General features: G+C 62.8%; 16 protein-coding genes. 8 read left to right on the top strand and 8 right to left on the bottom strand.

Annotated elements, in window-relative coordinates; all coding sequences use genetic code 11:
* Positions 1–9: 9 nt before the first annotated feature.
* From P3T20_RS28285 to P3T20_RS28255, 7 genes are all read right to left on the bottom strand, one after another.
* Positions 10–1,056, bottom strand: coding sequence for a bifunctional UDP-4-keto-pentose/UDP-xylose synthase (locus P3T20_RS28285; RefSeq protein WP_074264844.1), 1,047 nt, complete (start codon positions 1,054–1,056; stop codon positions 10–12).
* A complete protein-coding gene (locus tag P3T20_RS28280; protein ID WP_074264843.1) occupies positions 1,053–1,988 on the bottom strand; it encodes a formyltransferase in 936 nt (311 codons plus the stop codon). The genes P3T20_RS28285 and P3T20_RS28280 overlap by 4 nt, the downstream gene beginning before the upstream one ends.
* Positions 1,985–3,037 carry a glycosyltransferase gene (locus tag P3T20_RS28275; RefSeq protein WP_074264842.1) on the bottom strand — a complete coding sequence of 351 codons (1,053 nt, stop codon included), beginning with the start codon at positions 3,035–3,037 and terminating at the stop codon, positions 1,985–1,987. The genes P3T20_RS28280 and P3T20_RS28275 overlap by 4 nt, the downstream gene beginning before the upstream one ends.
* A 6-nt stretch (positions 3,038–3,043) precedes the next feature.
* Complete coding sequence (locus P3T20_RS28270) at positions 3,044–4,195, bottom strand: DegT/DnrJ/EryC1/StrS family aminotransferase (RefSeq protein ID WP_074264841.1); 1,152 nt, start codon at positions 4,193–4,195, stop codon at positions 3,044–3,046.
* Positions 4,196–4,414: 219 nt separating this feature from the next.
* The gene (locus tag P3T20_RS28265; RefSeq protein WP_074264840.1) at positions 4,415–4,786 is read right to left on the bottom strand and encodes a DMT family transporter; all 372 of its coding nucleotides are present in this window, start codon (positions 4,784–4,786) and stop codon (positions 4,415–4,417) included.
* A 25-nt stretch (positions 4,787–4,811) separates the two neighbouring features.
* Positions 4,812–6,563 (bottom strand): glycosyltransferase family 39 protein, encoded by a 1,752-nt coding sequence (locus P3T20_RS28260; protein WP_429288475.1) that lies wholly within the window; start codon positions 6,561–6,563, stop codon positions 4,812–4,814.
* A gap of 147 nt (positions 6,564–6,710) precedes the next feature.
* Positions 6,711–7,085, bottom strand: a complete 375-nt coding sequence (locus P3T20_RS28255) for an Mth938-like domain-containing protein (RefSeq protein ID WP_074266094.1) — start codon at positions 7,083–7,085, stop codon at positions 6,711–6,713.
* 450 nt (positions 7,086–7,535) lie between these two features.
* Here P3T20_RS28255 and P3T20_RS28250 point away from each other — a divergent pair, with 450 nt between their 5' ends.
* From P3T20_RS28250 to P3T20_RS28225, 6 genes are all read left to right on the top strand, one after another.
* Positions 7,536–8,783: a pyridoxal phosphate-dependent aminotransferase gene (locus P3T20_RS28250; RefSeq protein WP_074264838.1), complete on the top strand. Its 1,248-nt coding sequence runs from the start codon at positions 7,536–7,538 to the stop codon at positions 8,781–8,783.
* A gap of 82 nt (positions 8,784–8,865) precedes the next feature.
* Positions 8,866–10,197, top strand: a complete 1,332-nt coding sequence (locus P3T20_RS28245) for a homoserine dehydrogenase (RefSeq protein ID WP_074264837.1) — start codon at positions 8,866–8,868, stop codon at positions 10,195–10,197.
* Positions 10,198–10,211: 14 nt separating this feature from the next.
* Positions 10,212–11,663 (top strand): threonine synthase, encoded by a 1,452-nt coding sequence (gene thrC, locus P3T20_RS28240; protein WP_074264836.1) that lies wholly within the window; start codon positions 10,212–10,214, stop codon positions 11,661–11,663.
* A gap of 167 nt (positions 11,664–11,830) precedes the next feature.
* Positions 11,831–13,036 carry a molybdopterin molybdotransferase MoeA gene (locus P3T20_RS28235; RefSeq protein WP_074264835.1) on the top strand — a complete coding sequence of 402 codons (1,206 nt, stop codon included), beginning with the start codon at positions 11,831–11,833 and terminating at the stop codon, positions 13,034–13,036.
* A gap of 27 nt (positions 13,037–13,063) precedes the next feature.
* Complete coding sequence (gene moaD / locus P3T20_RS28230; RefSeq protein WP_074264834.1) at positions 13,064–13,321, top strand: molybdopterin converting factor subunit 1; 258 nt, start codon at positions 13,064–13,066, stop codon at positions 13,319–13,321.
* Between the two features lie 10 nt (positions 13,322–13,331).
* Entirely contained in the window at positions 13,332–13,808 is a 477-nt protein-coding gene (locus P3T20_RS28225; protein ID WP_429288474.1) for a molybdenum cofactor biosynthesis protein MoaE, read from the top strand.
* On the opposite strand, the gene P3T20_RS28220 is transcribed toward P3T20_RS28225, so the two are convergent.
* Positions 13,789–14,265 carry a group III truncated hemoglobin gene (locus tag P3T20_RS28220; RefSeq protein ID WP_429288473.1) on the bottom strand — a complete coding sequence of 159 codons (477 nt, stop codon included), beginning with the start codon at positions 14,263–14,265 and terminating at the stop codon, positions 13,789–13,791. The two genes, P3T20_RS28225 and P3T20_RS28220, sit on opposite strands and share 20 nt — an antisense overlap.
* 246 nt (positions 14,266–14,511) lie before the next feature.
* On the opposite strand from P3T20_RS28220, the gene P3T20_RS28215 reads away from it, so the two are divergent.
* Entirely contained in the window at positions 14,512–15,012 is a 501-nt protein-coding gene (locus P3T20_RS28215) for an Rrf2 family transcriptional regulator (protein ID WP_074264832.1), read from the top strand.
* Positions 15,013–15,131: 119 nt separating this feature from the next.
* Positions 15,132–17,729 (top strand): ATP-dependent chaperone ClpB, encoded by a 2,598-nt coding sequence (clpB, locus tag P3T20_RS28210; protein ID WP_429288472.1) that lies wholly within the window; start codon positions 15,132–15,134, stop codon positions 17,727–17,729.
* The last annotated feature ends 201 nt before the right edge of the window (positions 17,730–17,930 follow it).

The following is a 17,930-nucleotide window of genomic DNA, read 5'->3' as shown; positions in this document are numbered from 1 at the left end:
AGCCCTTATTTATTGCTGTTCGACCAGAGCACGCGCTTCCGCGACGTGGCCGCGATACGCTTCGAAAATCTTGCGCAGCGCTTCGTCGAAAGTCGACTTCGGTGCCCAGTTGAGTTCCTGCATCGTGTTGTCGATCTTCGGCACGCGGTTCTGCACGTCCTGATAGCCCGCGCCGTAGTACGCGCCCGACGACGTTTCGACCAGTTGCACCTGCTTGGCCGTTTCCGCGTATTCCGGGAATTCGGCGGCGAGCGCCAGCATCTTGTGCGCGAGCTCACGCACGGAGAAGTTGTTGGTCGGGTTGCCGATGTTATAGATCTTGCCGGTGGCGACGCCGTCCTTGTTCTCGATGATCTTCATCAGTGCGCCGATGCCGTCGTCGATATCCGTGAAGGCACGCTTTTGCGCGCCGCCATCTACGAGGCTGATGTTCTCGCCGCGCACGATGTGGCCAAGAAACTGCGTGACCACGCGCGAGCTGCCTTCCTTCGGCGTATAGATCGAATCGAGGCCCGGGCCGATCCAGTTGAACGGACGGAACAGCGTGAAGTTGAGGCCTTCCATGCCGTAGCCCCAGATCACGCGGTCCATCAACTGCTTCGAGCACGCGTAGATCCAGCGCGGCTTGTTGATCGGGCCATACGACAGTTGCGACTCTTCCGGGTCGAACTGCTCGTCCGTGCACATGCCATAGACCTCGGAGGTGGACGGAAACACGAGGTGCTTGCCGTACTTCACCGCCGAACGCACGATGGGCAGGTTCGCCTCGAAGTCGAGCTCGAACACGCGCAGCGGCTGCTTCACGTAAGTGGCCGGCGTGGCGATCGCAACGAGCGGCAGGATCACGTCGCACTTCTTCACGTGATACTCGACCCACTCCTTGTTGATCGTGATGTCGCCTTCGAAGAAATGCATCCGCTCGTGATTGATCAGATCACCCAGGCGTTCGGTTTGCATGTCCATGCCGAACACTTCCCAGTCGGTCGTTTCGAGAATGCGCTTGGACAGGTGATGGCCGATGAAGCCGTTGACACCCAGAATCAGGACTTTTTTCATTGATGACGGGAAGATTGAATGAACTGGGAGAATTCGGCAGGGGAGACGACGGGCTGTTGGCCTTCGTGCTGGCGCCGCAATTCGTGGATGGCGATGGCGCGGCCATCGCCGCACACCGCAAAAAACGCATTATCGCTTACGTGGAGGCCGGGGGGCAAATCTGAGCGGAGCGCGCCGGGACGGGCAAGACGCGCCCGCGCGACGACGAAGCGCTGACCGTCGATCTCGGTGAACGCGCCGGGATAAGGCGGCGCCACGGCGCGGATCAGGTTATAGACGTCCTGAGCCGGCTGGCTCCAGTCGATCCGGCCGTCTTCGGGCTTGCGTCCGCCGAAGTAGCTGCCATGCGCCAGATCGTTCGGCAGATGTGGTGCCTCGCCGGCGAGCAGCGCCGGCAGCACGCGCCAGAGCGTCTGCTCGGCGGCCACGGTGACCTTGTCGAACACCTGCGCGGCGGTATCGTCCGGCAGGATCGGCACCGGCGTTTGCGCGATGATCGCGCCTGCGTCAGGTTTGGCGGCCATCTCGTGCAACGTGGCGCCGGTTTCGGTTTCGCCCTTCAACACGGCCCAGTTGGTCGGCACGCGGCCGCGATACTTGGGCAGCAGCGAGCCGTGCATGTTGTAGGCGCCGCGCGCGGCCAGCGCGAGCAGGTCGACCGGCAGCATGTGGCGGTAGTAGAACGAGAAAATGAAGTCGGGCCGCGCGGCGCTCACCGCGGCGCGCAGTTCGTCGCTCTTCGGATCGGCGGGCGTCACTGTGGGGATGCCATAGCTTGCGGCCACCGAAGCAACGCTGCCGAACCAGATGTTTTCGGTTGCGCTGTCCTCGTGAGTGACCACCAGCGCCACTTCGACGCCGCGCGCCAGCAGCACTTGCAGGCAGCGCACGCCGACGTTGTGATACGCGAATACAACCGCGCGTGGCTTCATGGATTCGGTCCCTGATCGATGAGCGGCGCCGGCTGAACGGCCTGCACCAGCGCCTGGCGGGGCGCCTCGGCGACGGTGGTGCCGTCGCGCTGTTCGAGAATCGTTTGCACCAGATAACGGGGACGGGCTCGCACCTGCTGGTAGATCCGGCCAATGTACTCGCCGAGCAAACCAAGCGCGAAGATGATCACGCCGAGCAGGAAGAACGTGATAGCGAACAGCGTGAACACACCTTGCACTTCCGCGCCGATGATGAAGCGGCGAATCAGCAGCAGCACGAACAGGCCTGCGGAGCCCAGCGAGAGGATTACCCCAATGAACGACAGCCATTGCAGCGGCACCACCGAGAAACCGGTGACGAGGTCGAAGTTCAGACGAATCAGCGAGTACAACGAATACTTCGATTCGCCCGCAAAGCGCTCTTCGTGCGCGACTTCGATTTCCACCGGATTCTGCGCGAAGGTGTAAGCGAGCGCCGGAATGAACGTATTGATTTCACCGCAGCGGTTGATCGTGTCGATGATGTGCCGGCTGTAGGCGCGCAGCATGCAACCCTGATCGGTCATCTTGATGCGGGTGATGCGTTCGCGCAGACGGTTCATTGCCCGCGAGGCCTTGCGGCGCCACAGGCTGTCCTGGCGCTGCAGGCGAATCGTGCCCACGTAGTCGTAGCCTTCACGCATCTTCGTGACCAGCTTGCCGATTTCCTCCGGCGGGTTCTGCAGGTCGGCGTCGAGCGTGATGACGATCTCGCCGCGCGCCTGCTCGAAGCCGGCGAGAATCGCCATATGCTGGCCGTAGTTGCCGTTCAGCAGGATCACGCGGGTCGTGTCCGGCCGGTTGCGGAACTGCTCGGCCAGCAGCGCGGCGGATTTGTCGCGGCTGCCGTCGTTGATGAAGATCACTTCATAGCGGGTGCCGAGCGCGTCGAGCGCCGGATACAGGCGCGCGAACAACGCGGCCAGACCGGCTTCCTCGTTGTACACCGGAATGATGACCGAGACTTCCGGCGTATCAGACATCGGAGAGCGATGTTCCGTTTGACTCATTTCCGCTTATTTTCCGTATTGTTCGCAAATTTCGTTGACCGCCTGGCAGACCCGCGCCACGTCGCCTTCGTTCATCAGCGTGAACAGCGGCAGCGTGACCGTGGTGGCGCCGAAGCGCTCTGCATGCGGGAACATGCCTTCCTTGAAGCCGCGTGCGCGGTACAGCGTGAACAGGTGGATGGCCGGGTAGTGCACGCCCGAACCGATGCCGCGCTCCTTCAGCTGACCCATGAAACCGGCGCGGTCGATGGAGAGCTTCTCGAGCGGCAGCGTGATCTGGAACATGTGCCAGTTGCTGTTATCGAAGTCAGCAAACGGCAGACCCATGCCGAGCTTAACCGCTGCACCGCCTTCAAAACCCGCGAAGTAGGCCCGCACGAGCTTCTTGCGCTGCGCGAGGAAACGCTCCAGATGCGGCAACTGGCCGAGGCCGACTCGCGCCGCCACGTCCGTCAGATTGTATTTGCCGCCGAGCACGTCGCAGTCCATGCCGTCGAAGCCCGTGCGGGTGACGCCTTGCAGCCGGTACTTCTGGGCGAGGATGGCTTCTTCCTCGTTGTTCAGCACCAGCGCGCCGCCTTCGATTGAAGTCAGATTCTTGTTGGCGTGGAAACTGAACGACACCATGTCGCCGAGCTTGCCGATGCGCTCGCCCTTCCACGTCGAACCGAACGCCTGCGCCGCGTCTTCGACCACGCGCAGCTTGTGGGCGCGGGCGATCTCATAGAGACGGTCCATGTCGACCGGCAGGCCCGACAGATACACCGGGATGATCGCCTTGGTGCGCGGCGTAATGGCCTTCTCGAGCAGATCCAGATCGATGTTGCGAGTCTTCGGATCGATGTCGGCGAATACCGGCGTCGCCCCGGTTTCGTAGATCACGTTGCTGGTGGAGACCCACGAGGCGGGCGTCGTGATGACTTCGTCGCCTTCGCCCACACCGGCAATGCGCAGGCCGATCTCGAGCGTGGCCGTGCCGGAGTTGAAGGTGCGCACGGGACGGCCGCCGCAGAATTCCGACAGCGCGGCTTCGAATGCCTGGTTCTGCGGGCCGGTCGTGATCCAGCCAGAGCGCAGCACTTCGGCTACGCCCTGGATGGTCTCTTCGTCGATTTCCGGACGGACAAACGGCAAAAACGGGACTGATGACTGGCTCATGAATGCTTCGCTCGATAGAAATAGGGCGGCAACCAACAACAACGACGTCCGGCAAGGATACTTCGGCAATCCGGGGCGCGGTCAGCGGGTATAACGCTGCCTGCGCGGGGTGCTTACCACCTCTTACAGCCCGGCATGCCATGCCGGCCCTCAACGGTAACAAACTGCTTGCGGTAACCGGCAAAAACCGGTTCACACCGGTTCAGAGCCTGACGGCGCCTAGCTGCGCGCCAGTACGACGACGCCAATCAGAATGATGCCGATACCGACGAGCCGCTGAACCGACAGCACCTCGCCGAACAGATACCAGGCGGCGAAGGCGTTGACGACATACCCGAGCGAGAGCATCGGATAGGCGATCGACACGTCCACACGCGAGAGCCCGATCACCCACACCGCGACGCTGATCACATAGCAACCGAGCCCGCCGATGATCGGCAACTGGGTCGCCAGCTTGAAGCCAATGGGCAGGATGTTCGCACGGGTGAATTCGAAGTGTCCAACGGCATTCGTGCCGGCCTTCAGCAGAAGCTGGGCGCAGGCGTTCAGCGTGACGCCGGCAAGAATGCAAAAGAGCGAAATCGGGTTCATCAACGGTTCAGGTCCTGATATGGGGTCATTGCTGCGGATTTGCTATAGCGGGGCTTGCTGCGCCGGGCGCTGCGGCGCCGGCATTGCCTGCGTCGCCAGCCAAAGGCTTTTCGACGATCACCCGGCGCGGGTCGCGGGCGACGACCTGCATCGGCACATGCTCGGCCAGCAGCTTCTTGTACCGGTCCGGCGGAATCAGCGCGAGGGCGTAGCGGTCCGCGTCCCAGCGCCTGATCCACTCGTCGAATGTCGGGACCCACTTCTGCGGTTCGACGGACACGCCGAAGGCCAGTTCATCGGGATGTTCGACCATGATCATCGTGTGGTCGACATAGAACGGCAAGGTGTGATCGAGCACGCCGACCGAGTAGAACGGCGTATCGGGCGGCAGCCTGGCGATGGCAGCCTTGATGGCGGGGGCGAGCGGGGCGCCTGAACTCAGACGCCCGAACACGTCATGACCGGTGCCGGCAATCGTGCCCATCAGCAGCCAGGCCGCGCCGAACGTGGCCGTGGCGCCAAGAATGCCGGCGCGGCTATGGCGGTTCAGCCACAGTGCGGCGAGCGTCAGCGCAAAGGCGACGCCGAGGGCGGCCAGCACCCAGACGCGATAGGCAATGTACAGTTCGGTGGGATTGCGGTCGTCGCCGAGGCGGCTCATGAACAGCGCGCCCACCGCGGCGATCACCAGAAACACTGCGTAACCCGTCAGATGACGGCGCAGCATGGCCGGACTCACTAGCGGCAGGTACATGCCGATCAGCAGCGCGAGCGCCGGGGCGATCGGCAACGTGTAGGACAGCAGCTTCGAATGCGACGCGCTGAAAAACAGGAAGATGAACGCTGCCCACACCAGCAGCATGGCGACCGGCGAGAAGCCGTTCGGCTGGCGCGGCAGGCGCAGCGCGTGGCGGATGCTTTGCACGCTGATGGAGAGCCAGGGCAGGAAGCCCACCAGGATCACCGGCACGAAATAATAGAACGCGCCGGGGCGGTTCTGCTCGGGCGTCAGATAGCGTTTGAACTGCTGGACGATAAAGAAGAAATTCAGGAATTCCGGATTGCGTTGCTGTACCAGCACGAACCACGGCGTGGCGATCGCGAAGAACAGGATCAGGCCGCCGATCAGATGCAGGCGCTTCCAGAGCGCCCAGTCGCGGGCCACCAGCGTGTACAGCACCAGCACCGCGCCCGGCAGGATCAGGCCGACGAGGCCTTTGGAGAGCACCGCGAGCGCCATCGACGCCCAGCAGACCCACATCCACAGCCGCACCTGGCCAGTGGGCAAGTTAGGCCGCTGGGCGAGCAGCAGCGCGCAAAGTGTCAACTCCATCCAGAACGACAGGCCCATATCCAGCGTGTTGAAATGGCCCATCAGGTTCCAGTACGGCGAGGTCGCCAGCACGATGGCCGCGAACACGCCGGTGGCGGCATTGAAGACTCGCGCGCCGGTGAAGCCGAGCAGCAGGACGCCAGCGAAGCCGGTCAAGGCCGTGTAAAGCCGCGCCTGCCATTCGCCGATGCCGAACCATGCAAACGTCAGCGCATTCGCCCAGGTTTGCAGCGGCGGCTTCTCGAAGTATTTGTAGCCGTTGTAACGCGGCGTGATCCAGTCGCCGGTCAGGAACATCTCGCGCGCCATTTCGGCGTAGCGGCCTTCGTCGCTCGGCAGCAGGTGCCGCCAGCCGAGCGGCACGAACCAGACAAGGGCAAGTGCCAGCACCAGCAGCAGGATGGTGGTGCGGTTGAGCGGTAGCCGGGACGGCATATCGTTCATGGATGATCAGCCTGTTCTTTTACGATGCCGCATGGGCGGCATTTCGGTGTTGTTAGGGGTGCACGCCGGGTTGCGCAGGGCCGGCCGCCGAGAGCCGTCGCGCGGTTGGCGCTCAAAACGGCCATGGCCCAGGGTGCGCCGCGCCGGTCAGGCTTCGATCAGCAAGGCGGCCGCGACCTTGCGGCCCTCGGCCATCAGAATGTTGTAGGTGCGGCAGGCGGCCTTGAAGTCCATCGTCTCGACGCCGATCCGGTGTGCCGCGAGCGCAGCGGTCAGCCGCGGATGGGGAAAACGCAGCCGATCGCCGCTGCCGAAGATCACCACTTCCGGCGCCGGCTCGACCAGCATGGCGAAGTGCTCCGGGCTGAGGGCCTCGAAAGAAGCCACCGGCCAGGCAATGACAGGGCTTTCCGGCATCACGAGGATGCTGCCCACATGGCGCTCGAGATTGATTTCGACATAGCCGGCGCCGTAACCGGTCACGGTGTTCAGGGCGCCGCTCGAATCCTGGTGTAATTTCAAATTGGTTTTCCGAAGTCGTTCGTTCCGCGGCAGAAAAGCGTCGCGCAATGGACACGAAGCGGCCGAAAGGGCTTCTGCATGCACTTGGTGCATTGCGGAAGTCGGCCAAAATCCGCTAAATTATAACTTTTTAGCCGCCCAGCGGCGCCCCCCGCTTCGCGTGCCGCCATAAGCCGCGCCCGAAGCAGCTGCTGGACCCCGGTCGACGCGCCGGGCCAAGCGTGGTCAAACAGCTTATCAGACGCTCTCTTAAGGTTCGCTGAGTGATCCTTCGAGGGTGTCGATGGTTCCCTAAGCACCCGGCGCAACCCGCCGCAGGCGCCAATCAGACAAGTCCGCGGGAGCGCGTAAGAATTCGCCGCTTCGCATTCGGATGCCCGATAGCCCACAGCCCGTATAGTGCGGGCCAGCCCGACAGGCCCGAGCGGCCTGTTAATTACCCAGGATGAAGTGCCCGCCGTGAAACCGATTCTTAAATCCAACAAGCTGTTGAACGTCTGCTACGACATCCGCGGGCCCGTCCTCGAACATGCAAAACGGCTCGAAGAAGAGGGCCACCGCATCATCAAGCTGAACATCGGCAATCTCGCGCCGTTCGGTTTCGATGCGCCCGACGAAATCATCCAGGACATGATCCTGAATCTGCCGGGCTCGTCAGGCTATTCCGACTCGAAAGGTGTGTTCGCCGCACGCAAGGCGATCATGCATTACACGCAGCAAAAGGGCGTGCACGGCGTCGAGCTGGACGATATCTACATCGGCAACGGCGCGTCGGAGCTGATCGTGATGGCGCTGCAGGGGCTGCTCAACGACGGCGACGAAGTATTGCTGCCGGCGCCCGACTATCCGCTGTGGACCGCGGGCGTTAGCCTCGCGGGCGGTACGCCGGTGCATTACATCTGCGACGAATCGAACGGCTGGATGCCTGATCTCGACGATATCCGCGCCCGGATCACGCCGAACACACGCGCGCTCGTCGTCATCAACCCGAACAACCCCACCGGCGCGCTGTACTCGGACGAACTGCTGCTCGGCCTGATCGAGATTGCGCGCACGCACGGTCTCGTGATCTTCGCCGACGAGGTCTACGACAAGATCGTCTACGACGGCAAGCAGCACACCGCCATTGCGGCGCTGTCCGAAGACGTGCTGACGGTGACCTTCAACAGCCTCTCGAAGAGTTACCGGTCGTGCGGCTACCGCGCGGGCTGGATGTTTATTTCGGGGCTGACCGGCGAAAACCGTCGTCACGGGAAAGACTATTTCGAGGGACTTGGCATTCTCGCCTCGATGCGGCTGTGCCCGAACGTGCCCGGCCAGTATGCGATCCAGACGGCGCTCGGCGGCTACCAGAGCATCAACGACCTGATCGTGCCGAGCGGCCGCCTGTACAAACAGCGCCAACTCGCGTATGACATGCTGACGGCGATCCCCGGCGTGAGCTGCGTGAAACCGGATGCGGCGCTGTATATGTTCCCGCGCCTCGACCCGAAGATGTATCCGATCGAAGACGACCAGCAGTTCATCCTGGAGCTGCTGCTGGCCGAACGGGTGCTGCTCGTGCAGGGCACGGGTTTCAACTGGAAGACGCCGGACCACTTCCGTGTCGTGTTTTTGCCGAATGTCGACGACCTGGCGGATTCGATCAACCGGATCGCCCGCTTCCTCGACGGCTACCGAAAACGTCACGCGGTCTGAAAAACGCCCGCCGTTCCCGATTGACGGCGCAACAGACCCGGACAACCGTTTCCCTTAATCCTTACTCGAAAACACACGCTGCATGGAACCGATCAAAGTTGGACTGCTGGGCTTCGGCACGGTAGGCAGCGGCACCTTCACGGTACTGCGCCGCAACCAGGAAGAAATCAAACGACGCGCCGGCCGCGGCATCGAGATTGCGCGCATTGCCGTGCGCAATCCGGCCAAGGCCACGGCGGCGCTCGGCGCCGAAGCCGGCACGGTTGAGATCACCGATAGCTTCGCCGCGGTGGTCGACGATCCGTCCATCGACATCGTCGCGGAAATGATCGGCGGCACGGGCATCGCGCGCGAGCTGGTGCTGCGCGCCATCGCCAATCGCAAGCATGTGGTGACGGCCAACAAGGCGCTGCTCGCCGTGCACGGTACCGAGATCTTCGAAGCGGCCCACGCCAACGGCGTGATGGTGGCTTTCGAAGCAGCGGTGGCCGGCGGTATTCCGATCATCAAGGCGCTGCGCGAAGGGCTGACGGCGAACCGGATCCAGTACATCGCGGGCATCATCAACGGCACGACGAATTACATCCTGTCGGAGATGCGCGACCGCGGGCTCGACTTCGTGACCGCATTGAAGGCCGCGCAGGAACTGGGCTACGCCGAAGCCGATCCGACCTTCGATATCGAAGGCGTCGACGCCGCGCACAAGGCGACCATCATGAGCGCGATCGCGTTCGGTGTGCCGGTGCAGTTCGACAAGGCTTACGTCGAAGGTATCAGCAAGCTGGCGGCGATCGACATCAAGTACGCCGAAGAGCTCGGTTACCGTATCAAGCTGCTGGGCATCGCGCGCCGCACCGACAAGGGCATCGAACTGCGCGTGCATCCGACGCTGATTCCCGAGAAACGCCTGCTGGCCAACGTGGAAGGCGCGATGAATGCGGTGGTCGTGCATGGCGACGCGGTCGGCACCACGTTGTACTACGGCAAGGGCGCGGGCGCCGAGCCGACGGCATCGGCGGTCGTGGCGGATCTGGTGGACGTGACCCGTCTGCATACCGCGGACCCGGAGCATCGCGTGCCGCATCTGGCGTTCCAGCCGGACAGCCTGTCGAACACGCCGATCCTGCCGATCGACGAAGTGACGAGCGGCTACTACCTGCGTCTGCGGGTGGCAGACGTGACCGGCGTGCTCGCGGATATCACGCGCATCCTCGCGGACACGGGTATCTCGATCGACGCGCTGCTGCAGAAGGAATCGGAGCAGGTCGACGCCAACGGCAAGGGCGAGACCGACATCATCCTGATCACGCACGAAACGGTTGAAAAACACGTCAACGCGGCGATCAGGAACATCGAGGCGCTGAAGACCGTTGTGTCGCAGGTGACGAAGCTGCGCATGGAAGCGCTGAACTAGGCCAGAGACTTGATATGAACTACCTTTCCACGCGCGGCGCCGGAGCCGGCGAGCGCCATACCTTTTCCGACATCCTGCTGGGCGGTCTCGCGAGAGACGGCGGCCTGTACCTGCCCGCGGAATATCCGCGGGTGTCGGCCGATGAACTTGCGCGCTGGCGCACGCTGCCGTATGCGGACCTCGCCTTCGAGATCCTGTCGAAGTTCAGCGACGATATTCCCGCTGAAGATCTACGCACGCTCACGCGCCGCACCTACACGGCGGCGACGTACTGCAATGTCCGCGACGACGAAGGCGCTGCACAGATCACGCCGCTGAAAACGCTGGGCGTCGAGAACGGCGCGCCGCTGTCGTTGCTGGAGCTCTCGAACGGTCCGACGCTGGCGTTCAAGGACATGGCGATGCAGTTGATCGGCAACCTGTTCGAATACGCGCTGGAGAAGAACGGCGAGACGCTGAACATCCTCGGCGCCACTTCGGGGGACACCGGTAGCGCAGCCGAATACGCGATGCGCGGCAAGAAGGGCATCCGCGTGTTCATGTTGTCGCCGCATCAGAAGATGAGCGCATTCCAGACAGCGCAGATGTACAGCCTGCAGGATCCGAACATTTTTAATCTCGCCGTCGAAGGCAATTTCGACGACTGCCAGGACATCGTCAAGGCCGTTTCTAACGATCACACGTTCAAGGCGAAGTACAAGATCGGCACGGTCAATTCGATCAACTGGGCGCGTGTGGTGGCTCAGGTCGTGTACTACTTCAAGGGCTATTTCGCCGCCACGGAGTCGAACGACGAGCGGGTCTCGTTCACGGTGCCGTCGGGCAATTTTGGCAACGTCTGCGCCGGCCATATTGCGCGAATGATGGGCCTGCCCATCGAGAAGCTGGTGGTCGCGACCAACGAGAACGACGTCCTCGACGAGTTCTTCCGCACCGGCATCTACCGCGTACGCAAGGCGGCCGAGACGTATCACACCAGCAGCCCGAGTATGGACATCTCGAAGGCGTCGAATTTCGAGCGCTTCGTGTTCGACCTGCTGGGCCGCGATCCGGCTCGCGTGTTGCAGCTGTTCCGCGACGTCGAAGAGAAGGGCGGTTTCGATCTGGCGGCGAGCGGCGATTTCGCGCGGGTGCAGGAGTTCGGCTTCGTGTCGGGCCGCAGCAGCCATGCTGACCGCGTGGATGCGATTCGCGACGTGTTCGAACGCTACGACACGATGATCGACACCCATACGGCCGATGGCCTGAAGGTGGCGCGCGAACATCTGCAGCCGGGCATCCCGATGATCGTGCTGGAGACGGCGCAGCCGATCAAGTTCGGCGAGACGATCCGCGAAGCGCTGCTGCGCGAACCGGAGCGCCCGGCGGCGTTTTCGGGGCTCGAGTCGTTGCCGCAGCGCTTTGAAGTGCTGCCTGCGGATGTGCAGCGCGTGAAGGACTTTGTGGTCGCCCATACGGGCGCCTGAAGAGCGCCTGAGGGACCATGCGTCCGGTCTACAGTGCGCCATGTTATGGCGCACTGTTGTCTCCCCGACGTTTCCCGCAGACCGCTACAATATTCCTTTCGGTTCTGCGGGCCTTCCCCTCGATGTCCACGCCCACCTCTCCCACGTCCTCTACGCCGCGTGCCCCGATGCTGTCCACTTCCGACGCCCTCGCGACGCTGCTGGGCGCCGCTAACGCCGTTGCCGGCGCGGAAACACTGCCGACGTTCGATGCGCTAAACCGCGTGCTGGCCGCCGACGTGGTTTCGCCACTCGACGTGCCGCCGATGAACACCAGCGCGATGGACGGTTACGCGGTGCGCATCGCCGACCTGACTCAAGGCGAGCGCCGTCTGCCGGTCTCGCAGCGCATTCCGGCAGGCCACGCGCCGCAGCCGCTTGCAGCCGGCACGGCGGCGCGCATTTTCACCGGCGCGACGGTGCCGCCGGGCGCCGATGCGATCGTCATCCAGGAGCAGACGGAACTGGCGGGCGACACGGTGACGATCCTCCATCTGCCGAAGGCGGGCGAGTGGATCACGGCGCAGGGGGCGGACATCCGCAGCGGTTCGGTGATCCTGCCGGCCGGCACGCGCCTGACTCCGCAGGCCCTGGGGCTGGCCGCATCGGTCGGCTGCGCGGAACTGTCCGTGATGCGGCGCGTCAAGGTCGCGGTGTTCTTCACCGGCGATGAACTGACGATGCCCGGCGAGCCGCTCAAACCCGGCGCCATCTATAACTCGAATCGCTACACGTTGCGTGGACTGCTCGAAAAGCTCGGCTGCGAAGTGACTGACTACGGCATCGTGCCGGACCAGCTCGATGCGACCCGAGCAACCCTGCGCGAAGCGGCCCAGGGGCACGACCTGATTCTGACCAGCGGCGGGGTCTCGGTGGGGGAGGAAGACCACGTGAAGCCTGCCGTCGAGGCGGAAGGGCGGCTTTCCATGTGGCAGATCGCCATGAAGCCCGGCAAGCCGCTCGCGTTTGGCGCGGTACGGCGCGCGGAGGGCGAGACGTTCTTCATTGGCTTGCCCGGCAATCCGGTGTCGACTTTCGTCACCTTTCTGCTGTTCGTGCGACCGTTCGTCCTGCGCCTGTCCGGCGTGCGCGTCGTGACGCCACGAGCGCTTTCGCTGCGAGCCGACTTCACGCAGTCCAAAGCCGACCGGCGCAATGAATTCCTGCGTGCGCGGATCAATCCCGCCGGCGGCCTCGATCTGTTTCCGAACCAGAGTTCCGCCGTGCTGACTTCCACGGTATGGGGCGACGGGCTGATCGACAATCCGCCCAATCACGTCATCAGCGCCGGCGAGACCGTGCACTTCATTCCCTTTTCCGAACTGTTGAACTGACGCCGGCAGTGGACGGCGGCGACCCCGATGAAGATCGATCTGAAATATTTTGCCAGCGTGCGCGAAGCGCTCGGTACCGCCGATGAAACGGTGGATGTGCCCGACAGCATTGCCACGGTGGGCGACGTGCGGGCGTGGCTGCGCGTGCGCGGCGGCATCTGGGCGGACACGCTCGCCGAGGGCCGCGCGCTGCGCATGGCCTGCAACCACGTGATGACCGACCCCGGCACCCGGCTTACCGAGGGCTGCGAGGTGGCGTTCTTTCCGCCCGTGACGGGCGGCTGAGGAAAAGGCGATGACGGTTCGCGTCCAGACAGAAGACTTCGACCTCAGCACCGAGGTGGCCGCCTTGCGTGCGCAAAATCCGAAGATCGGCGCAGTGGCCTGCTTCGTCGGGACGGTGCGCGATCTGAACGACGGCAGCGCGGTCGAAACGATGGAGCTCGAACACTATCCGGGCATGACGGAGAAGTCGCTGGCGGCGATCGTCGAGGGGGCGCGCGGGCGCTGGCCGGGTATCGAGGTGCTGATCATCCACCGGGTGGGCAAGCTGGTCCCGCTCGACCAGATCGTGCTGGTGGCCACCACCGCGGCGCATCGTGGTGACGCCTTCGCGTCTTGCGAATTCGTGATGGATTATCTGAAGACCGAAGCGCCGTTCTGGAAGAAGGAAAAGACCGAACAGGGCGAACGCTGGGTCGACGCCCGTGTGACCGACGAAGCTGCACTCGCGCGCTGGGGCGGCGTCCCGGTTAATACGAAGTCCGAATGACGCGCTGGCGCGGGGCAACCCGCTCGAGCAACGCCTGTTGCTCGGCAGGGATCTTGTAGTCCCACCCAAAACGGCTCAACTGAAGGCTCTGCGCGATCCGCAATGCAGGTTCCATGAAGCGGATCGCCGCAGCGGGTTCGTAGCGCGTCTCCACAGTATCGAGGAACAGATAGAGCCAGTGGCTGAAATGCCGGGGCTCGATGCCGGGCAGCGGCTGGTGCGCCTGCTGCACATTGCCGCGATACTGCTTCGCCCCGAGCACGAGGCTTGCCCAGAAGGTGCACATCTTCGGCAAATGCTCATCCCAGCGTCCTGCGAGTTTCTGCTCGAAAACCGGGCCGAGCAACGCATCGGCGCGCACCCTGTCATAAAACGCGTAGACGAGTTCGCGGATATTGGCGTCAGTGGGTTCGGCGTGTCGCGGCGCGGCGGACGCCGCGTCTAAAGTTGGGTTCATGCTGTGACCACGGAAAAGCGACGATGCAATGAGTAAGGCGAGAAATCCTCCCGCGTCATCGCATTAATCAGAAAAACAACGCTAGCCGCAAACGATACCATTCAGAATGACACAGTTTTACCGGCCACCGGCGCAATAACATGCGCAGCTCCCGCATGTTATTGCGATGCGTCGGGACCGGCAACCCTTGCGTCGACACGGTTTTTCCAGAGGATCGCGCTCGTCGCTCATCGTGACTTTGCCCTTATGAGACTGACCGACTATACGGACTACTCGCTACGCGTCCTGCTGTATCTCGCGGTGCGCAGCGAAGGATTGTCGACGATCCAGGATATCTCGGATGCGTACGGCATTTCGAAAAACCATTTGATGAAGGTCGTCCAGCGGCTCGGCGAGCTCGGTTGGGTCGAGACGGTGCGTGGCCGTAACGGCGGCTTGCGGTTGTTCGAGCACTCGGGCTCGGTGACGGTCGGTGAAGTGGTGCGTGCGACCGAGAGCGATTTTGCGCTGGTCGGCTGCTTCCCCGACGAGAAGGGTAGCCACCGGCATTGCGTGATCGAGTCTCAGTGCCGGCTTAAAGGTGTGCTCGAGGTGGCGCGACACGCCTTTCTATCTGCGCTGGATAGCCATACGATTGGTGAACTGGCCGAGCCCGCGGGACCGATGGCGGCGTTGCTCGGCATGCGGCCCATCATCCCCATTGCGCTGGCAGCGCCCGGCGACAACAAGGCGGGTCCGGCCGATTGAGCAGACCAGAGCGCTTGTGCGTCTCAATTGTTAAATAGTTGCCGCCGAGTGCAAAAAAGCGCTTGAAACCCGCAGAAAACGCCTCATTTTGGTGATATTCGAAAATTGGAGGTCTCTTGATGAGAGTCGACAAGCTCACCACTAAATTCCAGGAAGCGTTGGCGGATGCGCAGAGTCTGGCCGTCGGCCGTGACAATCAGTACATCGAGCCCGTCCACCTGCTCGCGGCACTCGTCGCGCAACAGGATGGCTCGGCGCGCTCGCTGCTATCGCGCGCTGGAGTGCATGTTCAGGCGCTGCAAACGGCCCTGAACGAGGCCATCACGCGTCTGCCGCAAGTGCAGGGCACCGATGGCAACGTCCAGATCGGCCGTGATCTGACCGGCCTGCTGAACCAGGCCGACAAAGAAGCACAGAAACTCAACGACACGTTTATTGCGAGCGAAATGTTCCTGCTCGCGGTAGCCGACGACAAGGGCGAGGCTGGGCGTCTCGCGCGCCAGCACGGTTTGTCGCGCAAATCGCTCGAAGCGGCGATTGCCGCCGTGCGCGGCGGCTCGCAAGTACATAGCCAGGACGCCGAAAGCCAGCGCGAAGCGCTGAAGAAATACACCGTCGATCTGACCGAGCGTGCGCGTGCGGGCAAGCTCGATCCGGTGATCGGCCGTGACGACGAAATTCGCCGCTCGATCCAGATCCTGCAACGCCGCACCAAGAACAACCCGGTGCTGATCGGCGAGCCGGGCGTCGGCAAGACGGCGATCGTCGAAGGGCTGGCGCAACGCATCGTCAACGGCGAAGTGCCGGAGACGCTCAAGGGCAAGCGCGTGCTCTCGCTCGATATGGCGGCACTGCTTGCCGGCGCCAAGTATCGCGGCGAGTTCGAAGAGCGCCTGAAAGCCGTGCTGAACGATATCGCCAAGGACGAAGGGCAGACCATCGTCTTTATCGACGAAATCCACACCATGGTCGGCGCGGGCAAGGCCGAAGGTGCGATGGATGCGGGCAATATGCTCAAGCCGGCTTTGTCGCGCGGCGAGCTGCATTGCGTCGGCGCCACGACGCTCGACGAGTATCGCAAGTACATCGAAAAAGACGCGGCGCTCGAACGCCGGTTCCAGAAGGTGCTGGTCGACGAGCCTTCGGTCGAGGCGACCATCGCCATCTTGCGCGGTTTGCAGGAGAAGTACGAACTGCACCACGGCGTGGACATCACCGACCCGGCGATCGTCGCGGCGGCGGAACTGTCGCATCGCTACATCACGGACCGTTTCCTGCCGGACAAGGCCATCGATCTGATCGACGAAGCTGCCTCGAAGATCAAGATGGAAATCGATTCGAAGCCCGAAGAAATGGACCGGCTCGACCGCCGCCTGATCCAGCTGAAGATCGAACGCGAAGCCGTCAAGAAGGAAAAGGACGAAGCCTCGCAGAAGCGCCTGCAGTTGATCGAGGAAGAAATCGAGCGGCTGAATCGCGAATATTCGGACCTCGAAGAAATCTGGACCGCTGAGAAAGCGGCGGTGCAGGGTAGTGCGCAGCTGAAGGAAGAGATCGAGAAGACTCGTGCGGAAATCGTCCGGCTGCAACGCGAAGGCAAGCTTGAGAAGGTCGCCGAGCTGCAGTACGGCAAGCTGCCGGGGCTCGAAGCGCAACTGAAGGAAGTCACGAAGGCTGAAGCGAAGGAGCAGAACAATCCGACGCGGCCGCGTCTGTTGCGCACGCAAGTGGGTGCTGAGGAAATCGCCGAAGTGGTGTCCCGTGCGACTGGCATTCCAGTTTCGCGGATGATGCAGGGCGAGCGCGAAAAGCTGTTGCAGATCGAAGAAAAACTGCACGACCGTGTGGTCGGGCAAGACGAAGCGATCTCGGCCGTCGCGGATGCGATCCGTCGTTCGCGTGCGGGCTTGTCTGATCCGAATCGCCCGTACGGCTCGTTCCTGTTCCTCGGCCCGACGGGCGTGGGCAAGACCGAACTGTGCAAGGCGCTGGCGTCGTTCCTGTTCGATTCGGAAGATCATCTGATCCGTATCGACATGAGCGAGTTCATGGAGAAGCACAGCGTTGCGCGGTTGATCGGCGCGCCGCCGGGCTACGTCGGCTATGAGGAAGGCGGTTACCTGACCGAAGCGGTGCGTCGCAAGCCGTATAGCGTGATCCTGCTCGACGAGATCGAGAAGGCTCACCCGGACGTGTTCAACGTGCTGCTGCAGGTGCTCGACGACGGTCGCATGACGGACGGTCAAGGGCGTACCGTGGACTTCAAGAACACGGTGATCGTGATGACGTCGAACCTCGGCTCGCAGGTGATCCAGTCGATGGTCGGCGAACCGCAGGAAGCGATCAAGGATGCGGTGTGGGAAGAAGTGAAGCTGCATTTCCGCCCGGAATTCCTGAACCGGATCGACGATGTCGTCGTGTTCCATGCGCTCGACCGCTCGAATATCCAGTCGATCGCGAAGATCCAGTTGCAGCGGCTGCATGACCGGCTCGCGAAGCTCGATATGCAACTGGTGGTGTCGGACGAGGCGCTGGAATTGATCGGCAAGGTCGGCTACGACCCGCTGTTCGGTGCGCGGCCGTTGAAGCGCGCGATCCAGCAGGAGATCGAGAACCCGGTCGCGAAGCTGATTCTGGCCGGCAAGTTCGGCCCGAAGGATGTGATTCCGGTCGAGGTGGAGAACGGCAAGCTGGCGTTCGACCGCGTCGTGCATTAAGTGGCTTCGAGTCACACGCGTTGCGTCTGCGGCGCGTGTGAAGCCGGTGGCACGTCTGACATGCGTGATGCCTTCGCAGGGCAGTCGCAATTGAACTGACGCTTACGGGCGAAGCAAAAAGGGCAACGAATTTCGATTCGTTGCCCTTTTTATTTTCCGCACCGCGTTTCGATCAGCGGGTGGAGGCTGATGCGCGATGCG

This window comes from Paraburkholderia sp. GAS206C (assembly GCF_050435645.1).
In the GTDB taxonomy this organism is placed as follows: domain Bacteria; phylum Pseudomonadota; class Gammaproteobacteria; order Burkholderiales; family Burkholderiaceae; genus Paraburkholderia; species Paraburkholderia phenazinium_B.
This window is presented reverse-complemented; position numbering and strand designations above follow the sequence as displayed.